The sequence below is a fragment of the Streptomyces sp. NPDC044061 genome (assembly GCF_056434305.1).
In genome coordinates, this window is sequence record NZ_JBWKFL010000019.1 from 80,290 (window position 1) to 99,270 (window position 18,981).

At 72.3% G+C, this 18,981-nt stretch carries 18 protein-coding genes and 1 pseudogene; 13 read left to right on the top strand and 6 right to left on the bottom strand.

Annotation, left to right across the window (positions count from 1 at the left end; genetic code table 11):
- Window positions 1–72: 72 nt before the first annotated feature.
- Window positions 73–2,466, bottom strand: coding sequence for a M4 family metallopeptidase (locus AC07CM_RS29365; protein WP_478879460.1), 2,394 nt, complete (start codon window positions 2,464–2,466; stop codon window positions 73–75).
- 584 nt (window positions 2,467–3,050) lie between these two features.
- Between AC07CM_RS29365 and AC07CM_RS29370 the strand changes: the two genes are divergently transcribed.
- From AC07CM_RS29370 to AC07CM_RS29390, 5 genes are all read left to right on the top strand, one after another.
- Entirely contained in the window at window positions 3,051–4,853 is a 1,803-nt protein-coding gene (locus tag AC07CM_RS29370; protein ID WP_478879461.1) for an alkaline phosphatase family protein, read from the top strand.
- A gap of 162 nt (window positions 4,854–5,015) precedes the next feature.
- The gene (locus AC07CM_RS29375) at window positions 5,016–6,518 is read left to right on the top strand and encodes a metallophosphoesterase family protein (RefSeq protein ID WP_478879462.1); all 1,503 of its coding nucleotides are present in this window, start codon (window positions 5,016–5,018) and stop codon (window positions 6,516–6,518) included.
- 67 nt (window positions 6,519–6,585) lie between these two features.
- A complete protein-coding gene (locus AC07CM_RS29380) occupies window positions 6,586–7,641 on the top strand; it encodes an LLM class flavin-dependent oxidoreductase (RefSeq protein WP_478879463.1) in 1,056 nt (351 codons plus the stop codon).
- A 122-nt stretch (window positions 7,642–7,763) separates the two neighbouring features.
- Entirely contained in the window at window positions 7,764–8,789 is a 1,026-nt protein-coding gene (locus AC07CM_RS29385) for a hypothetical protein (protein WP_478879464.1), read from the top strand.
- Complete coding sequence (locus AC07CM_RS29390) at window positions 8,786–9,961, top strand: hypothetical protein (protein WP_478879465.1); 1,176 nt, start codon at window positions 8,786–8,788, stop codon at window positions 9,959–9,961. Before AC07CM_RS29385 ends, AC07CM_RS29390 begins: the two co-directional genes overlap by 4 nt.
- Before the next feature lie 10 nt (window positions 9,962–9,971).
- On the opposite strand, the gene AC07CM_RS29395 is transcribed toward AC07CM_RS29390, so the two are convergent.
- The gene (locus tag AC07CM_RS29395) at window positions 9,972–10,955 is read right to left on the bottom strand and encodes a TauD/TfdA dioxygenase family protein (RefSeq protein WP_478879466.1); all 984 of its coding nucleotides are present in this window, start codon (window positions 10,953–10,955) and stop codon (window positions 9,972–9,974) included.
- Between the two features lie 328 nt (window positions 10,956–11,283).
- On the opposite strand from AC07CM_RS29395, the gene AC07CM_RS29400 reads away from it, so the two are divergent.
- Complete coding sequence (locus tag AC07CM_RS29400) at window positions 11,284–11,793, top strand: hypothetical protein (protein ID WP_478879467.1); 510 nt, start codon at window positions 11,284–11,286, stop codon at window positions 11,791–11,793.
- Window positions 11,794–11,795: 2 nt separating this feature from the next.
- On the opposite strand, the gene AC07CM_RS29405 is transcribed toward AC07CM_RS29400, so the two are convergent.
- Entirely contained in the window at window positions 11,796–12,671 is an 876-nt protein-coding gene (locus AC07CM_RS29405; RefSeq protein WP_478879468.1) for a helix-turn-helix domain-containing protein, read from the bottom strand.
- Window positions 12,672–12,827: 156 nt separating this feature from the next.
- Between AC07CM_RS29405 and AC07CM_RS29410 the strand changes: the two genes are divergently transcribed.
- The 5 genes from AC07CM_RS29410 (at window position 12,828) to AC07CM_RS29430 (ending at window position 15,894) form a co-directional block, all read left to right on the top strand.
- Entirely contained in the window at window positions 12,828–13,691 is an 864-nt protein-coding gene (locus AC07CM_RS29410) for an oxidoreductase (protein WP_478879469.1), read from the top strand.
- Window positions 13,692–13,748: 57 nt separating this feature from the next.
- Window positions 13,749–14,360: a DNA polymerase ligase N-terminal domain-containing protein gene (locus AC07CM_RS29415; protein WP_478879470.1), complete on the top strand. Its 612-nt coding sequence runs from the start codon at window positions 13,749–13,751 to the stop codon at window positions 14,358–14,360.
- Window positions 14,361–14,644: 284 nt separating this feature from the next.
- Window positions 14,645–14,872, top strand: a complete 228-nt coding sequence (locus tag AC07CM_RS29420) for a hypothetical protein (protein WP_478879471.1) — start codon at window positions 14,645–14,647, stop codon at window positions 14,870–14,872.
- 29 nt (window positions 14,873–14,901) lie between these two features.
- Window positions 14,902–15,372, top strand: a complete 471-nt coding sequence (locus AC07CM_RS29425) for an ATP dependent DNA ligase (protein WP_478879472.1) — start codon at window positions 14,902–14,904, stop codon at window positions 15,370–15,372.
- An 87-nt stretch (window positions 15,373–15,459) separates the two neighbouring features.
- Window positions 15,460–15,894 (top strand): cupin domain-containing protein, encoded by a 435-nt coding sequence (locus AC07CM_RS29430; RefSeq protein WP_478879473.1) that lies wholly within the window; start codon window positions 15,460–15,462, stop codon window positions 15,892–15,894.
- Here AC07CM_RS29430 and AC07CM_RS29435 read toward each other — a convergent pair.
- The 3 genes and pseudogenes from AC07CM_RS29435 to AC07CM_RS29445 all read right to left on the bottom strand — a co-directional run.
- A pseudogene (locus tag AC07CM_RS29435) lies at window positions 15,895–16,311 on the bottom strand (ATP-binding protein); the annotation flags it as partial.
- 75 nt (window positions 16,312–16,386) lie between these two features.
- A complete protein-coding gene (locus AC07CM_RS29440; RefSeq protein ID WP_478879474.1) occupies window positions 16,387–16,854 on the bottom strand; it encodes a peroxiredoxin in 468 nt (155 codons plus the stop codon).
- Entirely contained in the window at window positions 16,851–17,231 is a 381-nt protein-coding gene (locus AC07CM_RS29445) for a DoxX family protein (protein WP_478879475.1), read from the bottom strand. Before AC07CM_RS29445 ends, AC07CM_RS29440 begins: the two co-directional genes overlap by 4 nt.
- 365 nt (window positions 17,232–17,596) lie before the next feature.
- Between AC07CM_RS29445 and AC07CM_RS29450 the strand changes: the two genes are divergently transcribed.
- Complete coding sequence (locus AC07CM_RS29450) at window positions 17,597–18,010, top strand: SH3 domain-containing protein (RefSeq protein ID WP_478879476.1); 414 nt, start codon at window positions 17,597–17,599, stop codon at window positions 18,008–18,010.
- 188 nt (window positions 18,011–18,198) lie between these two features.
- A complete protein-coding gene (locus AC07CM_RS29455; protein ID WP_478879477.1) occupies window positions 18,199–18,963 on the top strand; it encodes an XRE family transcriptional regulator in 765 nt (254 codons plus the stop codon).
- Window positions 18,964–18,981: the final 18 nt, after the last annotated feature.

The window sequence follows — 18,981 nt, forward strand, 5'->3', positions numbered from 1 at the left end:
TGCCCTCGCCCCCCCCCCCCCCCCCCCCCCCCCCCCCCCCCCCCCCCCCCCCCCCCCCCCCGACGTGGTGGGTCAGCCGGTCGTCAGGGCGGTGTCGTCCACGACGAAGCTGGTCTGGAGCGAGGAGTCCTCGACCCCGTTGAACTTCAGCGTGACCGTCGAGCCCGCCAGCGAGGACAGGTCGAAGGACTTCTGGCTGTAGCCGGACGCCTTGTTGAGGTTCGAGTACGTGGCCAGGTTCTTCGAACCGGCGGTCACCGTCAGCTTGTCGTACTGAGTGCTGGTGGTGGTCTCCGAGGTGTCGATGTGCAGGTAGAAGGTCAGGGTCGCCTTGCAGCCCGCGGGGATCGTCACCGACTGGGACAGGGTGTCGGTGTGCGTGCTGCCGTAGCCGTCGAGCCAGGCCTTGTAGGACCCGCTGTGGGAGGCCTCACCGCTGTCGGTGGTGATGACCCCGCTGGTCGCGCTCCAGCCCGTGCTGCCCGACTCGAAGCCCGGGTTGGTCAGCAGCTGGGTCGCCGAGCAGCCGCCACCGGTGGAGTTGACCGTCCAGTTGAAGGTCGCGGTGCCGGTCGCGCCGGTGGAGTCGGTCACCGTGACCGTGGTGCTCGAGGTGCCCGCGGTGGTGGGCGTGCCGGAGATCAGGCCGGTCGAGCTGTTGATCGACAGGCCGGCCGGCAGACCGGAGGCACTGTAGCTGAGCGCACCGCTGTTGGTGCTGGCGGCCTGGATCTGCAGACTGACCGCCGTGCCGACGGTCGACGTCTGGCTGCCCGGGTTGGTGACCGTCACCCCGTTGCCGGGCGGCGTGATGTGGCTGCCGACGTTGATGCCGGCGAAGGCGTTGCCCACCCCGGCGTACTGGGCGGAGTTGGTGCCGTACAGCGCGGCGGCCGCGTTGAGTGCGGCGGTGCGGGCACCGGTGTAGTTGGTGCTGGACGTCATGTACGACGTCAGCGCCTTGTACCAGATCTGCAGGGCGGCGGCCCGGCCGATGCCGGTGACCGCTACGCCGTCCGAGGTCGGGCTGTTGTAGGTGACGCCGTTGATCACCTTGGTGCCGCTGCCCTCGGAGAGCAGGTAGAACATGTGGTTCGCCGGGCCCGAGGAGTAGTGCACGTCCAGGTTGCCGACGCCGGAGTACCAGCTGTCGGCGGAGCCGCCGTCCTTGCTGGGCTTGTCCATGTAACGCAGCGGCGAACCGTCGCCGTTGATGTCGATCTTCTCGCCGATGAGGTAGTCGCCGACGTCGGTCGAGTTGTTGGCGTAGAACTCCACACCCGTGCCGAAGATGTCGGACGTGGCCTCGTTCAGGCCGCCGGACTCACCCGTGTACTCGAGGCCCGCGGTGTTGGAGGTGACGCCGTGGCTCATCTCGTGGCCGGCCACGTCGAGCGAGGTCAGCGGGTCGGCGTTGCCGGAGCCGTCGCCGTAGGTCATGCAGAAGCAGCTGTCGTCCCAGAACGCGTTCACGTACGCATTGCCGTAGTGGACGCGGGAGTAGGCGCCGACGCCGTCGTTCTTGATGCCGCTGCGGCCGAAGGTGTTCTTGTAGAAGTCCCAGGTGACCGCCGCGCCGTAGTGGGCGTCCGCGCCCGCGGTGGCCGCGTTGGACGTGGTGCCGTTGCCCCAGGTGTCGTTGGTCTGGGAGAACAGCGTGCCGGTGCCCGAGGTGCCGTGGTTCAGGTTGTACGTCTTGTGGCCGCCGCGCGCCCCGTCGGTCAGCGTGTAGTTCGACCCCGACTGGGTCGTGGTCAGCGTGACCTGGCCGCTGTACTGGGTGTTGCCGATGCCGGTCTGGACCGCCTGGTACCTGTGCAGTTCCTTGCCGGTGACGGCGTCGGTGATGACGTGCAGCCGACTGGGCGTGCCGTCGTCCTGGAAGCCGCCGATCACCGTCTCCCAGGCGAGCCTCGGCGTGCCGTTGCCGGCCCAGATCACCTTGCGGGCGCTGTCGGTGGTGGGCTTCTTCGCGTCGAGGGCCTTGGCCGTCTTGAGGGCCTTGGTCTCGGCGGCGGACTTGGTGAAGGTCGCGGCGGTGGACGCGACCTTGATCCGGTGCTGGTTGTTGAAGGTCGTGCTCACGGTGCCCGCGGCCAGGGAGGCGGGCGGGGTGTGCACGACGAGGTCGCCGCCGAGGACGGGGAGTCCGGCGTAGGTGCGCTCGTAACGGGTGTGCAGGGTGCCGTCGTTGTCCTTGACGACGTCCTTGACGACCAGTTTCTCCTGCGCGCCGAGCCCGAGGGTGCGGGCGGTCGTGGCGGTCTTCTGCCGGGCGCTCTTGATCAGCGCCGAGTGCTGGGTGGGGGTGAGCTTGGCCTCCAGGCCTCCGGTGCGGAGGGTGCTGCCGTGGGGGCCTGCGGGCTTGGCCGTCGCCGGAACCGACTGGATGCCGACGGCGAGGAAGGCAGCGGTGGAGACCAGCGCGGCTCCGACCGTGGCCCGTCTGTGGGGAAGACGTCTCACTCGTACTCCTCCTGCTGCGGCCGCCGGGTCGCGGCCGGTGACAGACCCGGGCAGACGGGTGTGCTGCCCGGGACGAGCTGAGCTGTGCGGGGACCGTGATCCATGCGCACACCGGGGAGGATCTGTGTGCGGGGGGAGAATTTCAGCTTTGACCCGCACATGTCAGCCACACCGTGGGCATTCGAGGGTTTTCCCTATGCCGGGCGTACGGCCGCGGCGGCAGCGGGCGTTCCCGCAGTGTCGTGCCGGTGCGGCGGTTGCGGAAGGGGTCCCGGCGGCACGGTTCCGCGTCCGGCGCGCCGAGGGGTTCACCGCCGGCGAGGACCTTCGGGCCGTGGGTCACGCCGAGGGCGATGCGCGGGCCCCGGCCACCGGCCGCCGGCCACCGAGAAGTTCGAGCCGGCAGCGACGCCTCGGAGGAGGGTGCCGCCTGACCGTCCCCGCGCCAACTTGTCTGGTCAAGTTTGGCCTTGGTTCTTCCGCCCGACAGCGGAGACCGATACCCATGTCCCGTTCATCGCGCACAGCCGGGCCGCACGGCCCGCATCCCCACGACACCCTCCTGAACGGGACGAGGTACCCGAATGCGACTGCGCTGGAGATCCCTCGGCGGGCTGCTCACACTGCTCGCCGCACTGATCGTCTGCGCCTCCCCGGCCCACGCGGCCGGGAGCAGCGGCAATCTGATCGTCAATGGCGATGCGGAGGCCGGCGGTTACTGCACCGACGACTGGTCGGCGGCCACCACGGTGCCCGGCTGGACCACCCAGGCCGGCGGTCCGGACGTCATGTGCCACACCGCCGGGTCCTTCGGGCTGCCCGGCGACGGCAGGACGCCCGGCAAGGCCTTCTTCGGCCCCGGCAACTTCGGTGACGGCTCGATGTCGCAGACCGTGGACGTCTCCTCGGCGGCCGCGGCCGTCGACGGCGGCGGTGTGAGCTACAACCTGTCCGGCTGGCTCGGCGGCTGGACGGTCTACGGCGGGTACGTCGCGGTCTCCCTGCACTTCCACGACGCGCACGACCGCCCGCTCGGCACGACGGCCAAGCTGCCGACGGTCTCCGCGTCCGACCGGGGCCTGGCCACCAAGTTCCTCTCCCGCACCACCACCGGCCCGGTCCCGGCTGGGACCCGGTCGATCCAGGTCGAGGTGCAGTTCCTGTCGACGTCGCACGAGACCGGCTACCTCGACAACCTCTCCCTCACGCTGGACACCCCGGTCAGGGCCCCGGCCCCGCTCACCCCGCCCGTGTCCGAGGTGCCCGGATACGACCACGTGTTCATGGTCATGATGGAGAACACCGACTACTCCGAGATCATGAACGATCCGGCCGACACGCCCTACATGCACAGCCTGATGACCCAGGGCGCGACGCTGACCGACTTCCACGGCGTCTACCACCCGAGCGACGAGAACTACCTCGCCATCGCCGGCGGTGACACCTACGCCAAGGGCGCCACCTACTGGCCGAACATCAACTCCCCGCAGCGCAACCTGGGCGACACCCTGGAGGCGGCGGGCAAGAGCTGGAAGGCCTACGAGCAGGGCATGGGCACGCCCTGCAACACCACCAAGGACTACGACAGCGAGTACATGCCGGACGACGCGCCGTTCATCAACTACACCGACATCAGCGGCGATCGGGCCCGCTGCGCCGCCCACCTCTTCGACACCACACAGCTGACCACCGACCTCCGGTCGGCCTCGACCACGCCGAACTTCTCCTGGATCGCCGCCGACGACTACTACGACGGCGAGGGCTCCGGCAACGGCAACGCCACCAGTCTGCGGACGCAGGACGGCTGGCTGAAGCAGACCCTCGCCCCCGTGCTGTCCTCCCCCGCCTGGACCCAGCAGCGCTCGCTGCTCGTCCTCACCTGGGACGAGAGCCAGAGCGAGGCCTACAACCACATCGCCACCGTCGTGGTCGGCTCCCGGGGCACGGTCCCGGCCGGGACGAACAGCCCGGCCCACTACGACCACTACGGCATCGCCCGCACCGTCGAGACGGCCCTCGGCCTGCCCGGGCTGACCGCCAACGACACCTACGCGACCCCGCTGAACGCCGCCTTCGCGCCGTCCACCGCCACGGCACCGACCCTCACCGGCGATCTGAACGCGGTCGCGAACGGCGGCAACGTCACCTTCCGGTACACGGTGCCGTCCGCCGCGCAGGTGAGCGCCAAGAACTGGATCGGCGTCTATCCGGCCGGTGTCGCCCCGGGCCAGCGGTCCGCACTGACCTGGGCCTACACACCGGGCGGCAGCGGCACGGCGGCCTTCTCCACCGACAAACTCAACGGAGCGGGCACGTACGACGTGTACTACCTCGCCGATGACGGCTACTCGGTACTGGCCGGTCCGTTCTCGCTGACCGTGGACTGACCGGGGCACCCCCGGTCAGGCACCGGGGCAGCGGGCCGAGCCGCGCCGCCGCGGATCGGTCGCGCCGGAGCCGGTCAACTCGGCAGCCTCGGCCCGCTGTTCGCCACCCCCGCAGAGCCCCCGCCCCGCGCCCACCGACCGGCCGGTTGTTACCGTGCACCGGTGTCTGACTCCTCACGCGATACCGCACAGGGCGCCGGCTGGGGCCCGTCCGAACGCGGCGCCTACCAGCAACTCATGCCCGGCCACGTCGAGAAGCTGTCGTGGCTGAACCCCAGGATCCTGTGGGCCGCCCGCAACGGGGTGCTCGCGTCGTGGTTCGGCGACCCGACGGGCCGCACCCGCAGCCGCTGGGTGGCACGGCGAGCCGCGGCGGGGGCGCCCGCCGACAAGGTGATCCGGCATGAGGTGCCGGACCGGTTCTCCTTCATGGTCATCGGGGACACCGGCGAGGGCGACGACTCCCAGTACGCCGTCGTGCCGGGCTTCCTGAAGGCGGGTCAGGACACCGACTTCGCGGTGATCGCGAGCGACGTGATCTATCCCGTGGGCAGCGCGGAGGACTACGGCACCAAGTTCTTCCGGCCGTACCAGGACTACCCGGCGCCGATCTACGCGATACCCGGCAACCACGACTGGTACGAGGACCTCGGCGCGTTCATGCGCGTCTTCTGCGCCGACACCCCACCGCTCGACCGCGAGTCCGCGCCCCGCCCGGCCACCCGGGCCTGGTGGCGTACCCTGCTCTGGCACCGGCCGCACCCGGCGGATGAGGAACGCCTCGCGGCCGCACGCAAGTCGAGGTCGGCGCCGGGACAACAGGCCGTGCAGCCGGGGCCGTACTGGGCGATCGACGCAGGACCGCTGCGGATCGTCGGCATCGACACCGGGCTGCTCGGCACGATCGACGCCGAACAGGGCGCGTGGCTGCGGGAGATCTCCCGGGGCCCCAGGCCGAAGATCCTGATCACCGGCTCCCCGCTGTACGTGGACGGCGAGCACCACCCCTGCGCCGTCGAGGGCGGTGGCACGGTCGACGACATCGTCCGCGACCCGGAACACCACTACGTGGCCGCGATCGGCGGTGACATCCACAACTACCAGCGCTACCCGGTCGACGTGGACGGGCGCACCGTCCAGTACGTGGTGGCGGGCGGCGGCGGCGCGTTCATGCACGCCACGCACACCATCCCGCGGGTGTCGGTAGCGAACGTCACCGAGCGGGACTTCCGCTGCTATCCGCTGCGCGGGGACTCGCTGGCCTTCTACAGCCGCCTGTACGGCCGCCGCACGCGCCTGCGCCGCTTCTTCACCCTCAGCGAGTCCGAGGCGACCGCGGTCGTCGCCGAACGGCTCGGCATCGAGCCGGGCCGCGCGCCCGGCCCGGACGCCCGGGTCACCCGGCGCACCCGCCTGGTCGCGAGCCTGCTGGGAGCAGGCGGACGACCGGACCGCACCTCCCGGTTCCGGCTGCCGGTGCGCAAGCTCTACACGCAGTTGTTCTCACCCGGTTCGGCCACCTACACCCCGCCGTTCTTCAAGAGCTTCCTGCGCCTGGACGTCACCACCGAGGCGGTAAGGCTGCGCTGCTTCGCCGCGACCGGCAACCGGGCGCAGGAGGTCGATCCGCCGGTCGAGGACGAGATCGTCATCCCGCTGAACTGATCACACGGTTGTCACACTCGGCTGCCAGAATCGGGGCGGTACCGACGTACGACCGCTGGAGGAGCCCGTGCCGTCCACTCCCCGCCCGCTGCGCAGGCTCGGATTCCTCACGATCGGTCTGTTCGACGCGGCCGACCCGAGCCGGGGCCATGAGTCCACGCTGGAGATCATCGAGCTGGGCGAGCGGCTGGGCTTCGACAGCGCCTGGGTCCGCCACCGTCACCTCCAGTACGGCGTCTCGTCCCCGGTCGCCGTACTGGCGGCGGCCTCGCAGCGCACCCGGCGCATCGAGCTGGGCACCGCGGTGATCCCGCTGGGCTGGGAGAACCCGCTGCGTCTCGCCGAGGACCTGGCGACCGTGGACGTGCTGTCCGGCGGCCGTCTCAACCCCGGTGTCAGCGTGGGCCCGCCGATGCACTTCGAACAGGTCAGGGAGGCCCTCTACCCGGACACGGCCGAAGCGGAGGACTTTGGTCACGAACGGGTGCGCCGCCTGCTGGACTTCGTGCGCGGCAAGCCGGCCACCGACTTCAGCGGGGTGGAGGGCTTCGAGGTGTTCTCGGACGTGGTCCAGCCGCACTCGCCCGGGCTCGGCCGACGGCTCTGGTACGGCGGCGGCAGCCTCGGCTCGGCGCGCCGGGCGGGCGAGCACGGCATGAACTTCCTGACCAGCAGCGTGGTCAAGGCCGAGAACACCGAGAACACCGAGAACACCGAGAACGCCGCGGGGACGCCGGACTTCGCCGAGATCCAGCTGTCCCACATCCGCGCGTTCCGCGCCCACCACCCCGACGGGGAAGCGGCCCGTGTGTCCCAGGGCCTGGTGGTGATCCCCACCGACTCCGCGAGCCGCGAGCAGCGGGCCAGGTACGAGGAGTACGCGGCCGGGCGCCTGCCCCGGACGGCTTCGCCCCAGGGCCCGGCACGGCTCCTGTTCGCCCCGGACCTGGTCGGCACCTCCGAGGAGCTCGCCGAACGGCTGCACGCGCACGCCGCGTTCCGCGAGATCGACGAGGTCGCGTTCGCCCTCCCGTTCACCTTCGAGCACGAGGACTACGTCCAGATCCTGACGGACATGGCGACGAAGCTGGGCCCCGCCCTGGGCTGGCGGCCCGCGGGCTGAACCCGGCACGTTGCGAACAAACAGTGAAGAGGCACCCTGAGGCCCGGGATTCCTCCTGTGTCACCACGCCTGCCCTGGTATGAGTGGTGGGCGCACACGACGAGGATCCCGGGGGTGGTCGAGTGGCAGCGGGTTTACCGGCTACGGCGGGCGAGGACGGCATCGGCCGTCCCGGCTCGGACGGGGATCGGCGGGACGGCGACGCGGAGCCGGAACACCCGGGCGCGGGCGCGGATCCGGCCCACCAGAACGACGACGCCGAGCCCTCGGGTGACGCGACGAACCCCGGCCCGGACACCACCGGACCACCCACGGACGACACATCGGCCGGGCCGGACGCGGGCGACGGTTCCGCGGCTGCCGCACCCGGTGAGGACGACGCCTCTCCGGCACCGGCCGGCGGGCGCCCGGCACGGTGGCTGCGCACGGTTCCCGGGTTGGCCGCGTCCACCGTCGTCACCACGCTCGCAGCCGCGGCCGCCACGGCCGTGTTCACGGGGGCGGTGAACCTCTGGCCCGAAGGGTCGAAGGTTTCCCTGTCCGTGGAGACCGATCCCCTGCGCCTCGACGCCGAAGGGGACCTCACCCAACTCGTCCCCGCTCAGCGGTTCGACCGCAGCGAGCCGCATGACGGATGTGCCGGGTTCTGGGCCTGGGCCCGTGCCAGGGGCGGACTCGACACCGACGAGACGAGGATGCAGCTGACGGTCACCAACAGCGGCTCGAGCACGGTGCTGATCACCGGTATGCGCGCCGAGGTGATCTCCCGCGAGCCCGCGCCCTCCGTGGTCGAGGCCGAGTGCCGCACCCAGGGTGAGGCCACGGTGTACTCGGTTGACGTCGACCTCGACAAGCCCCAGCCCTACGGCGTGTACGACAAGGGGGGCAAGAGCCTTCGGCCGGACTTCACCGTGGCCGCCGGGGATCTGGAGACCTTTCTGGTGACGGCCCGGATCACCCGGGGCGCGGCCCGGTGGAAGCTCGCCGTGGATCTGGTGGAGGACGGCCACAAGCGCACCGTCGTCGTGTCGGACGACGGTGGAAAACCGTTCACCACCGTGACCCGGCCGGCGGGCGTGACCGTCTGGGAACTCGATCCCCACGGCGGGGGCTGGCACAGGGCCGCCGGCGGAGGCGGCGCGTCGTGAACGAGCGACCCCCTCGACGGACCCTGAGCGGACGTGCCGTGGCCGCCGTTCTGGCCGCGGCCGTGGCGGCTGGAGTCCTCCTCTCCGTGGTGGTGTGGCGGCTCGGGCAGCAGGACTCCCCCGATTCCGGCGGGGCACCGCAGCACACGGCGACTCCCCGGCTGCATCCGCTGCCGCAGACCGTGTCCGGGGAGCGGGTCTCCGCGGTCGCGGCGGGCAACGGCGGTGTCGTCTACGGAACGGAGGCCGGCGGTGTCTACGCCACGACGGGGCACGACGGTCCCCGCCGCGTCATGGGCCTGGACGGACGAGTCGTGAAGCTTGCCCTCGACCCGACGGGACGGTGGCTCGCCGCCGCCAGCGCACTCAACGAACTGGCCGTCGCGGACAGGGTCCATCCTTCTTCCCGGGTCGTCCGGGGCCGCATCCGCACCGACTCCCCGCTGGGCAGCGGCATCTCGGCGGACCAGCTCGCCATCGACTCCACCGGGCGTCGCGTCGCCGCGCAGACGGACGGGATCGCCGTCTACGACCTGCGCGGCGACGGCTCCCCGCACTGGCTGGATCTGCGGTACGAGTGCTCGGGCGCCGACGACATGGCCTTCGCCGGCACCGAGTTCATAGCGGCGTTCGGCTCCTGCGTGAACGTCTGGAACGCGTCCACGCTGCGCCTGGAGCGGCAGGTCTTCTTCCCCAGCACGGGCTTCCCCGCCGTCGGCCACGACCGAGTCGTCTACGGCACGTTCCGCCACGCCCTGGTGCTGGACTACCGCACGACCAGCCCGCTGCCGAGCGCCGAGGCAGTCCCCGGTCAGCCGCACCCCCGGCTCGGCGGCATCAGCGCGGACAAGACCATCAGCACCACGCGGAGCCCGATCTACCCGATGGCCGACGACGGCCGCGTCACGGCCGTCCTGCAGAACGCCCGTCTCCTCTTCTGGGAGCCCGCCGCGCACCGCATCCTGGCCTCCGTCTCCGTGCCCTTTCCGGCCGTCTGCCCCTCGACGACGAAGCCCCGGCCACCTGCCCAGTTCCGCTCCTCGTTCTCCCCCGACCACAAGACGCTCGTGATCACGGCTCGCTGCCCGCCGGCGGACGGCGCACCGAACTCCGAGGACGACGACCGCCCCTGGACGTACCGGCGCTGGATGCTCGCCTATCCGTCGCCGTGAGCCGAGGCTGTCACCAGTGGCCCGGCCGGGTGCCCACCACCGGTTCGGACGGCCTGCCGTCCACGCCCACCGGTACGTCCCCCGTGAGCATCACCCGGTGCATGATGCGCGGGAAACCCAGGTGGGCGTTGTCGCCGGGGGCCAGGTGGATGGTGGCCCGGTTGTCCCAGAAGGCGACGCTGCCGGGCTCCCAGCGGAAACGGACCGTGTACTCGGGGCGGACCGCCTGTTCCAGCAGCATCTCCAGCAGCGCTGCGCTCTCCGGGCGCGAGACGTCGGTGATCTGCTCCAGGTAGTAGCCGTTGACGAACAGCACCCGTTCGCCCGTCTCGGGGTGGACGCGCACCAGCGGGTGCACGGAGGCCACCTGGTGGTCGAGCAGGTGGCGGACGTACGCGTCGTCGCCGGGCCGCGGCTGGTAGCCGACACCGAGCCGGTGCTCGGCGCGCAGCCCGTCCACGAAGGCGCGGACCGGGGCCGACAGACCGGCGTAGGCGGCGGCCAGGTTCGCCCAGGTGGTGTCACCGCCGTACGGCGGAACGGTCTCCGCGCGCAGGATCGTCGCGGCCGGCGGGTCCACGCGGGCGCCGTGGTCGCAGTGCCAGCCGCGCAGCAGGGTGTGCCGGCGGCGGCGCAGCCATTCCTCGTGCTCCATGCCGAAGCGTCCGCCGAGCTCCAGCCGGTCGGCGGTGGTCTCCACCTCCGGGAGGTCGGCCGGTGAGGCGCTGCCGCGCCGGCCGACCACCACCGGTTCCCCGAACCGACGGGCGAAGGCGACGTGCCCGGCGTGGTCCAGGCGCTGTTCGCGGAAGAACACCACCTTCCAGCGCAGCACCGCCTCCCGGATAAGCGAGACCACGGCGTCCTCGAGCGGTTCGGCGAGGTCGACGCCGGTGATCTCGGCGCCGATGTACCCGGCCGCCGGGCGCACCTCGACCCCCTTGACCGGCTCCGCCCGCCCGGCCTGCTCCGCTGTGCCCCTGTCCGTCGTCATGCGCGCTCCGGTGGTCGTCCGGTCGTCTGGTCGTCAGTGGTGCCTCCACGGAGATCGTGGCAGCGATGGAGCGGCCTGGCGACAGAGCACCGCAGCGAGTGACGGTACGAGAGGGGTTTCCACGCCGCCGACCCGAGCCTGACGGCCCGTCGCGCTGGGCCGACCGCGAACTCCCGTGGTGGATCGGCCGGGTCGGCCGTTGACATTATGCAGGTAATCACCTGCATAATGGAGGTGAGCCCGGGAGTGACGTGCCAGATCCGGTCCGCTCCCCCCGGGCGCCGTGGGAGATGCACCGCGAACAGCCGAGACGGCAGAGGAAGACGTCATGGACACCACCCCGCTCCGGAATGCCTACCGCGCGCTGCTGGACGCCGCCGCCACCGTGGCCGACGCCGCGGACCCGGGCCCCGTCCCGCCGGCCGGTGAGTGGAACGCCGACCAGATCCTGGCGCACGTGTCCCTCATCAACGCCACCACCATCGCGGCCGCCTCGTCCGTCGCCTCGGGAGCCCGCACGACGTACGACAACCGCCTGGCGCTGGACACCTGGACCATCGACCGCACCATCGCGCTGGCCGGCGGCAACGCGGGGCTGCGGGAGCGCATCCGCCTCCAGTCGGACGCTCTCTGCGCGCTCGGCGGGCCGATGCTGAGCGAGGCCGAGCTCGACACGCCGGTGCCCACCCTGCTCCTGTCCCACGACACGCTGCTGGTCGATCAGCCCCTGGCGCTCAGGGACCTCATCACCGGCCTCGCGGAAGTGGAGCTGCCCGGCCACACGCGCCAGCTGCTCTCCTTGCTGCCCGACCGCGCCGGCGTCGGTGCCGCGAGCTGACGCTACTGCTCGTCGACGCGTTCCTGCGGGGCGTCCGCCCCGGGCGCGGCGAGGCTGCCGAGGAGGTCGAGCAGTTCCGCGCTGCGGCTGCCGGGCTCGGCGTGGGAGACGACCAGGGTGAGTCCCTCGGTGCCCTCGACGGAGAGTTTGCTCGAGTGCAGGTCGAGGTCGCCGACCTGCGGGTGGCTCAGGTGGTTGACCCGGCCGCGCCGGGGCCTGACGTCGTGCCGGGCCCACAGCATGCGGAAGCGTTCGCTGCGCAGGGACAGGTCGCCGACCAGGTCGCGCAGCCGTGCGTCGTCGGTGTCGGGTCCGGCGTAGGCGCGCAGGGCGGCCACGCCCTCCTCGGTGAGGTCGTCCCAGTCCCGGCGCAGCGCGCGCTCGGCCGGGTCGAGGAACACGGCCCGCAGCAGGTTGACGCCCGGCCGGTAGTTCGGGGTGAGGGCCGTGGCGAGGGCGTTGGCGGCGAGGCAGTCGGTGTACCGGTTCTGGATGTAGGCGGGGTTGCGCGGCCAGCCGTCGATGAGCTGCAGCAGGCTCGCCGGCACCCGCTCCGGGCGCCGGTGCCCCTGCGCCCCGTGGCCGGGCCGTGCGCCGGCGGGTCGGTCCTGGGCCAGCCCGAGGAGGTAGACGGTGGCGTCGGCGTCCAGGCGCAGCACCCGGGCGATCGACTGCAGGACCTGCGCGGACGGGTTGCGGTCGCGGCCCTGTTCCAGGCGCAGGTAGTAGTCGGAGCTGATGCCGGCGAGCATCGCGACCTCCTCGCGGCGCAGCCCGGGCACCCGGCGCAGGCCGGAGCCGGGCAGCCCCACGTCCTCGGGCCCGATCTGCGCCCGGCGGGCACGCAGGAACTCGCCGAGCGCGTTCGTACCGTCCATGACACCACCGTACGGCCGTGCGGGTGACCGTGACTGGCCCTGCCACTCCCAGGAACGCGGGGGCACTGCCGCCGGGGGTGTGCGCGGCGCACCGTGGAGAGCGAGGACAGGGCGCCGGAGACACCGGTGGCCCGTGCACATCGCGAGAGGTACGACATGACTGCACAGCTCGGCGGCACCGTCACCCCGGCCGACGGCCCGACCCTGACCCGGGTGGGCTACGGCGCCATGCAGCTGGCCGGACCGCACGTCTTCGGCCCGCCGAAGGACCGGGCCCGTGCCGTGGCGGTGCTCCGCGCGGCGGTGGAGGCCGGTATCACCCACATCGACACCGCCGATTTCTACGGGCCCGTGGTGGTCAACGAGATCATCCGGGAGGCCCTGCACCCCTACCCGGCGGGCCTGCACATCGTGACCAAGGTCGGCGCGCGGCGGGGCGCCGACGGCAGCTGGATCGTGTCCCGGCACCCGGAGGACCTGAAGGCGCAGGTCTACGACAACCTGCGGAACCTGGGCGTCGAGACGCTGGACGTGGTCAATCTGCGGCTGGGGGACCTGGACACGCCGAACGAGGACTCCGTCGCCGACCAGTTCGGTGCCCTGGCGGAACTGCGGCAGCGGGGGCTGATCCGGCACCTGGGGGTGAGCGCCGCGTCCCTCGCGCAGTTCGAGGAGGCCCGGGCGATCGCGCCCGTGGTCACCGTCCAGAACCTGTACAACCTGGCCAACCGGCAGGACGACGTCCTGCTGGAGCGCACGGCGGCGGCGGGCGTCGCCTTCGTGCCGTACTTCCCGCTGGGCGGTTTCAGCCCGTTGCAGTCCGAGGCGCTGTCGAAGGTCGCCGCGCGGCTGGGAGCCTCGCCGCAGCAGGTCGCCCTGGCCTGGCTGTTGCGGCGCTCGCCGAACATCGCGCTGATCCCGGGCACGTCGTCCCCGGACCATCTGCGGGAGAACATCGCCGCCGCCGCGCTGGTGCTGCCGGAGGACGCGGTCGCCGAGCTGGACGGGATCGGGATCTGAACGGTCCGTAGCGGGGTACCCGGGGCCCGTGGGGCGGACGTAGGGAAGGAGCCGCACGTGGCGACGGAGGACCGGCTGCGGACCTACCGCGGCAAGCGCGACTTCGAACGGACCCGCGAGCCGTCGGGCAAGGGGGCCGCGGCGGAGGGTGAGCGGCCGCGGTTCGTGGTGCAGATCCACGACGCGCGCCGGATGCACTTCGACTTCCGGCTCCAGGTGGGCGACGTCCTGAAGTCCTGGGCCGTGCCGAAGGGGCCGTCCGCGGATCCCGGTGACAAGCGAATGGCCGTGCCCACCGAGGACCATCCGCTGGAGTACGAGGACTTCGAGGGCGTGATCCCGAAGGGCGAGTACGGCGGCGGCACCGTGATCGTCTGGGACCGGGGGACGTACGAGCCGCTCAGTCACGACCGCAGGGGCCGCCCCGTGGACTTCGCGGAGTCGCTGCGGAAGGGTCACGCGTCGTTCCGGCTGCGCGGTTCCAAGCTGCACGGCGAGTACGCGCTCACCCGCTTCCGCGTCGGTGACGACGGGGAGGAGGCCTGGCTGCTGGTCCACAAGGGCCCCGCCCGGGCGGAGGGACACGGCACCCCGGATCCGCGCCGGGCCCGCTCGGTCCGCACCGGACGCACCCTCGGCCAGGTCGCCGCCGACGACGGGGAGCAGTGACCGGCGGTGCCGGGCCTGCTGGACGCCCTGCCCGCCGACCGGCAGCGCCTGCTGCGGCCCGCCCGGGCGGGCCCGGGACTCGCCACCTCGCCCATGCCGGCGACGCTCGGCGACCGGCGGGAGTTCGACGATCGCTGGGTCTTCGAGCGGAAGCCGGACGGTGTACGGCTGCTCGCGGTCCGGGACGGCGGGCAGGTGCGGCTGCTGTCCCGCACCGGGCAGCGGGTCGACGACGTCCGGAGATCGTCGAGGCGCCGGCCGCGCAGAGGTGCGCCGAACTCACGGTGGACGGTGAGGTCGTCGCCTTCTCCGGGGGCCGCACGGACTTCGCGCGGCTGCAGCGGCGCATGGGGCTCACCCGGCGCAGGGACATCGAGGCGAGCGGGGTCGCGGTGACCTACTACGTGTTCGACCTGCTGGGCCTCGACGGCTCGACGTCCGCCAACTCCCGCTGCGGGCCCGCAAGTCACTGCTGCGCCGCGCCCTCTCCTGCCGCGTACCGCTGCGGCTGACACCCCATCGCAACGCGGGCGGCGCCGAGTTGCCGGCCGAGGCCTGTGAGCGCGGCTGGGAGGGACCGATCACCAAGCGTGCCGACGGGCCGTACCGGCCGCGCCGTTCCACGGACTGGCTGAAGCTCGAGTGCGCGCAGGGCCAGGAGTTCGCCATCGGCGGGTTCACCGAACCGGCGGGCAGCCGGGTCGGGTTGGGGGCGCTGCTGCTCGGCCACTACGCGGACGGGAGGCTGCGGTACGCGGGGAAGGTCGGTACCGGCTTCGACCGGAATACGCTGCTCGCGCTGCGCGAGCGGCTGGACGGGCTGCTTCGGGAGACGTCGCCGTTCACGGGGGCCGTGCGCGAGGCGGGGGCCCGGTGGGTGGAGCCGCGCCTGGTCGCGCCGGTCGCCTTCACGGAGTGGACCAGGCACGGGATGCTGCGCCATCCGCGGTTCCTCGGGCTGCGCGAGGACGAGAGGCCCGCGGACGCGGTGCGGGAGCGCGCGGCCGGCTGAATCCGGATCACCGGGTTCCGCCCCCAACAGCCCCTGCGGGCCTCTATGTTCGCGGCGATGCCCACTCGCGTCCCTGGAGGCCCCCGCATGCGCACCGCACTCCGCACCGCCGTCATCGGCGCGCTGACCGCCGCCACCGCACTCGCCTGCGGCACCGCCGGGGCGACCCCGGCCGGGCCCGGGGTGACGGCCCGGATCATCAGCCAGACCACCGTCGGCGGCACCGACTACACCCTGCGGGAGATCACGATTCCGCCCGGCCAGAGCACCGGATGGCACTACCACGACGGTCCGCTGTACGGCGTCGTGAAGCAGGGGACCCTCAGCCACTTCGACTCCACCTGCGCCTCGGACGGCGTGTACCGGAAGGGCGCGACGATCAAGGAGCCGGCCGGTCCGGGCAACGTCCACATCGGGCGCAACCTGGGCGACACCCCGATCGTCCTCGACGTGCTCTACGTCCTGCCGCACGGCGCCCCCTTCTCGGAGGACGCACCGAACCCGGGGTGCTCGTTCCAGTGATCAGGCGTCGGGCAGCGGCTGTTCCGCCCAGATCGTGTTGCCGCCGACCGTCTGCCGGCTGCCCCAGCGCCGGGTGAGCTGGGCGACCAGCAGCAGCCCGCGGCCTCCCTCGTCGTAGGCGTGCGACCGGCGCGGGTGCGGCGAGGTGGAACTGGCGTCGGACACCTCGCACATGAGCGCGCGGCCGCGGATCAGTCGCGGCTGGACGGGCGGTTCGCCGTAGCCCATCGCGTTGGTGACGAGTTCGCTGACGACGAGTTCGGTGACGAACGCGGCCTCCTCCAGCCCCCAGGCGGCCGGTCGTTCGGTGGCCGCCTGCGGGAAGGCGGCCACCTGGGCGGGGTCGGGCGGGACCTCCCAGGTGGCGACGCGGTCGGCGTCGAGTGCGCGGGTGCGGACCAGGAGGCAGCGATGATCGCCGCGGCCGCGAGACGCTCCGCATGCCAAGGATGATGCGATTGTCCTGGTGCCTCAACCGCGGCAGCGCCCGCCTCAGCCCTTGTGGGTGCGCAGTACGGACAGAGCCCGGTCGGCGTGGGTGTTCATCCGCAGCTCGCTGCGGACGATCTCCAGAACGGTGCGGTCCTGAGCGATGACGAACGTGACCCGCTTGGTGGGCGCGAGCGTGAAGCCCCGCTTGACCCCGAAGCGCTCGCGCACCGTCCCGTCGGCGTCGGAGAGCAGCGGCATGCCGAGGGTGTGCCGCCCGGCGAACTCCTGCTGCTTGTCGACGCTGTCGCCGCTGATACCGACCGGGCGGGCGCCGACGGCGGCGAACTCCGCGGCGAGGTCGCGGAAGTGACAGGCCTCGGCGGTGCAGCCGGGCGTCAGGGCGGCGGGGTAGAAGAACAGCACCACGGGGCCCTCGGCCAGCAGCTCGGTGAGCCGCCGGGTGGTGCCGGTCTCGTCGGGCAGGGCGAAGTCCTCGGCCTTGTCCCCGACCTCGAGGCGTCCGCTCACGACCGTCCCTCCCCGTTCCGGGCGACACCCCGGGCCCACAGCACGAGGGGCACCTGGAGGGGCAGCCGGGCGAGGGCCGCGTTCCGCTGCGGCGCGGGCCGGTGCCGCCAGTCGACGGCCATCTGCACGTTGGCCGGGAAGACGCCGACGAAGAAGGCCGCCGCCGCCTTCGCGGCCACCGGACGCGTCCGGCGCGAGGCGATGCCGGCCGCCAGTGCCAGCTCCACGACCCCACTGCCATACGTCCATGTCCTGGGCGAGCCCGGCAGCGCCTTCGGGATCGTGGCGTCGAACTGCCGCGGGGCGGCGAAATGGGCCACCCCGGCGGCGGCCAGCAGGCCGGCGAGCAGCAGGGGTGAGCGTTCGGACCGGGGCACGGTTCCTCCTCTGGTGACCTGTCGCCGGATATTACTCGACGGTAGAGGCGGAGGCGGCCACTTCGGAAATGGTTGCGTGACTCGAGTGGGACGTCACCGATCCCCCATCCGTTCCGCTATGCGGGTGACACCGGCCGCGGATCCCGTGGGCGCACTCCCCGGGGCACGTCGCCCGGACGTTCACGGGGACGGGCAGGACGGTGGAACACCTCCCGGCGGAGGACCAGATGGGCTGGGCAGCGCGTTCCCGGGGACGTCCCCGGCGTCCCGCGGGACGCGGGGACGGCATCCGGACGGCCCGGCGCGGAAACGCTGGCTGTCGTGATCACCGTTCGTGGTCACGAGAACGACAGCCGGAGGTTTCCATGATCCGACGGACTCTCAAGAGCGGCCTGCTGGCCACGGTCGCGGTGCTCGCGTTCCTGCCGACGGCGGCCGGAGCGGCGCCGGCGAGCGCCGCGACGACCCGGCACCAGGTGCCCGGTGTCACGGTCCAGCACCCCACGCACCACGTGTGGCAGCGCACGCACCACCACCGCCGCATCTACCCCGTGCTCGGCCGCGTCGCGACGCGCCACGCCCGGCTGAACGTCCGCTCCGGTCCGGGCACCGCCTACCGGGTGGTCGGACACCGGCACACCCGGCGGCTGGTGTCGATCACCTGCAAGACCTACGGCACCGGGGTGTACGGCAACCACATCTGGTACCGGATGCCCCGCCACAGGGGCTGGGTCGCGGCCCGCTACGTGGTCACCAACCGCGCCGTGCCGTGGTGCTGACGGGCGCTCAGCACCGTAACCCCTGACCACCGAAGGCCTGTTCGATGACCACCGAACAGGCCTTCGGTGTACGCGTGACTCACCTTCCTCCTGCCTCACCCGGTGTTGCGAAGGCCGATTGCCAGGGAAGCCATTCCGACAACAGGGGCGAAAGTGCCCATAGCGGAATGGGAGTCGAGGGACGCACGATGCGGCATCCCCAAGGATCGACCACACCGGACGAGCCATTGGTGGCGAGACTGCGCGAACTGAAGGACGGTACGGGACTGAGCCTGGCGGCACTGGCCGCACGCACCCCGTACAGCAAGTCGGCCTGGCACCGCTATCTGACCGGCATCAAGCGGCCCCCGCGGGCCGCGGTGGAGGCCCTCAGCCGGCTGGCCGGTGCCGATCCCGCCGCCGTACTGGCCCTGTGGGAGGCGGCGGAGGGGCCGCCCGCGCCGATTCCGCCGAGCCGGACGGACCGGGCCCGTCCGCGCTGGCTTCCGGTGTCGGCGCTCGCGCTGATCGGCACGGCCGCCGCGGTGGCCGCCGCCGTCACCCTCTCCGGCCGACCGGGCGCCCCCGCGCCCGCCGCGCAGACCCTGCTGTCCGTGCCCCGCTGCCACGGACGCTCCTGCCAGGGCCAGTTGCCCGACGCGTCGGTGTGCGCACGGGACGCGCAGACCAGGAGCCGGGTGACGGACCCCGCCTACGAGGTCCTGCTGCGCTACTCCCCCACCTGCGGCACGGCGTGGTCGCAGGTGCGGGTGCGCTCCCCGCTGGCGCGGGAGGTCTCGGTGCGGGCCGGGCAGGACGTGCTGTCGGCCGGCTATCCGGCGGGCGCCTCCGCCGGGGACACGAGTCCCATGCTCGCCGTCCGCTCACCATGGGGCGTGGAGGCGTGCGCCGAGGTCGCGGGAAAGGTGGCGTGCACGGGCCTGGACGACGACGAACCGGCAGGCGAGGGCTGAAACGAGGGAACAACCGAC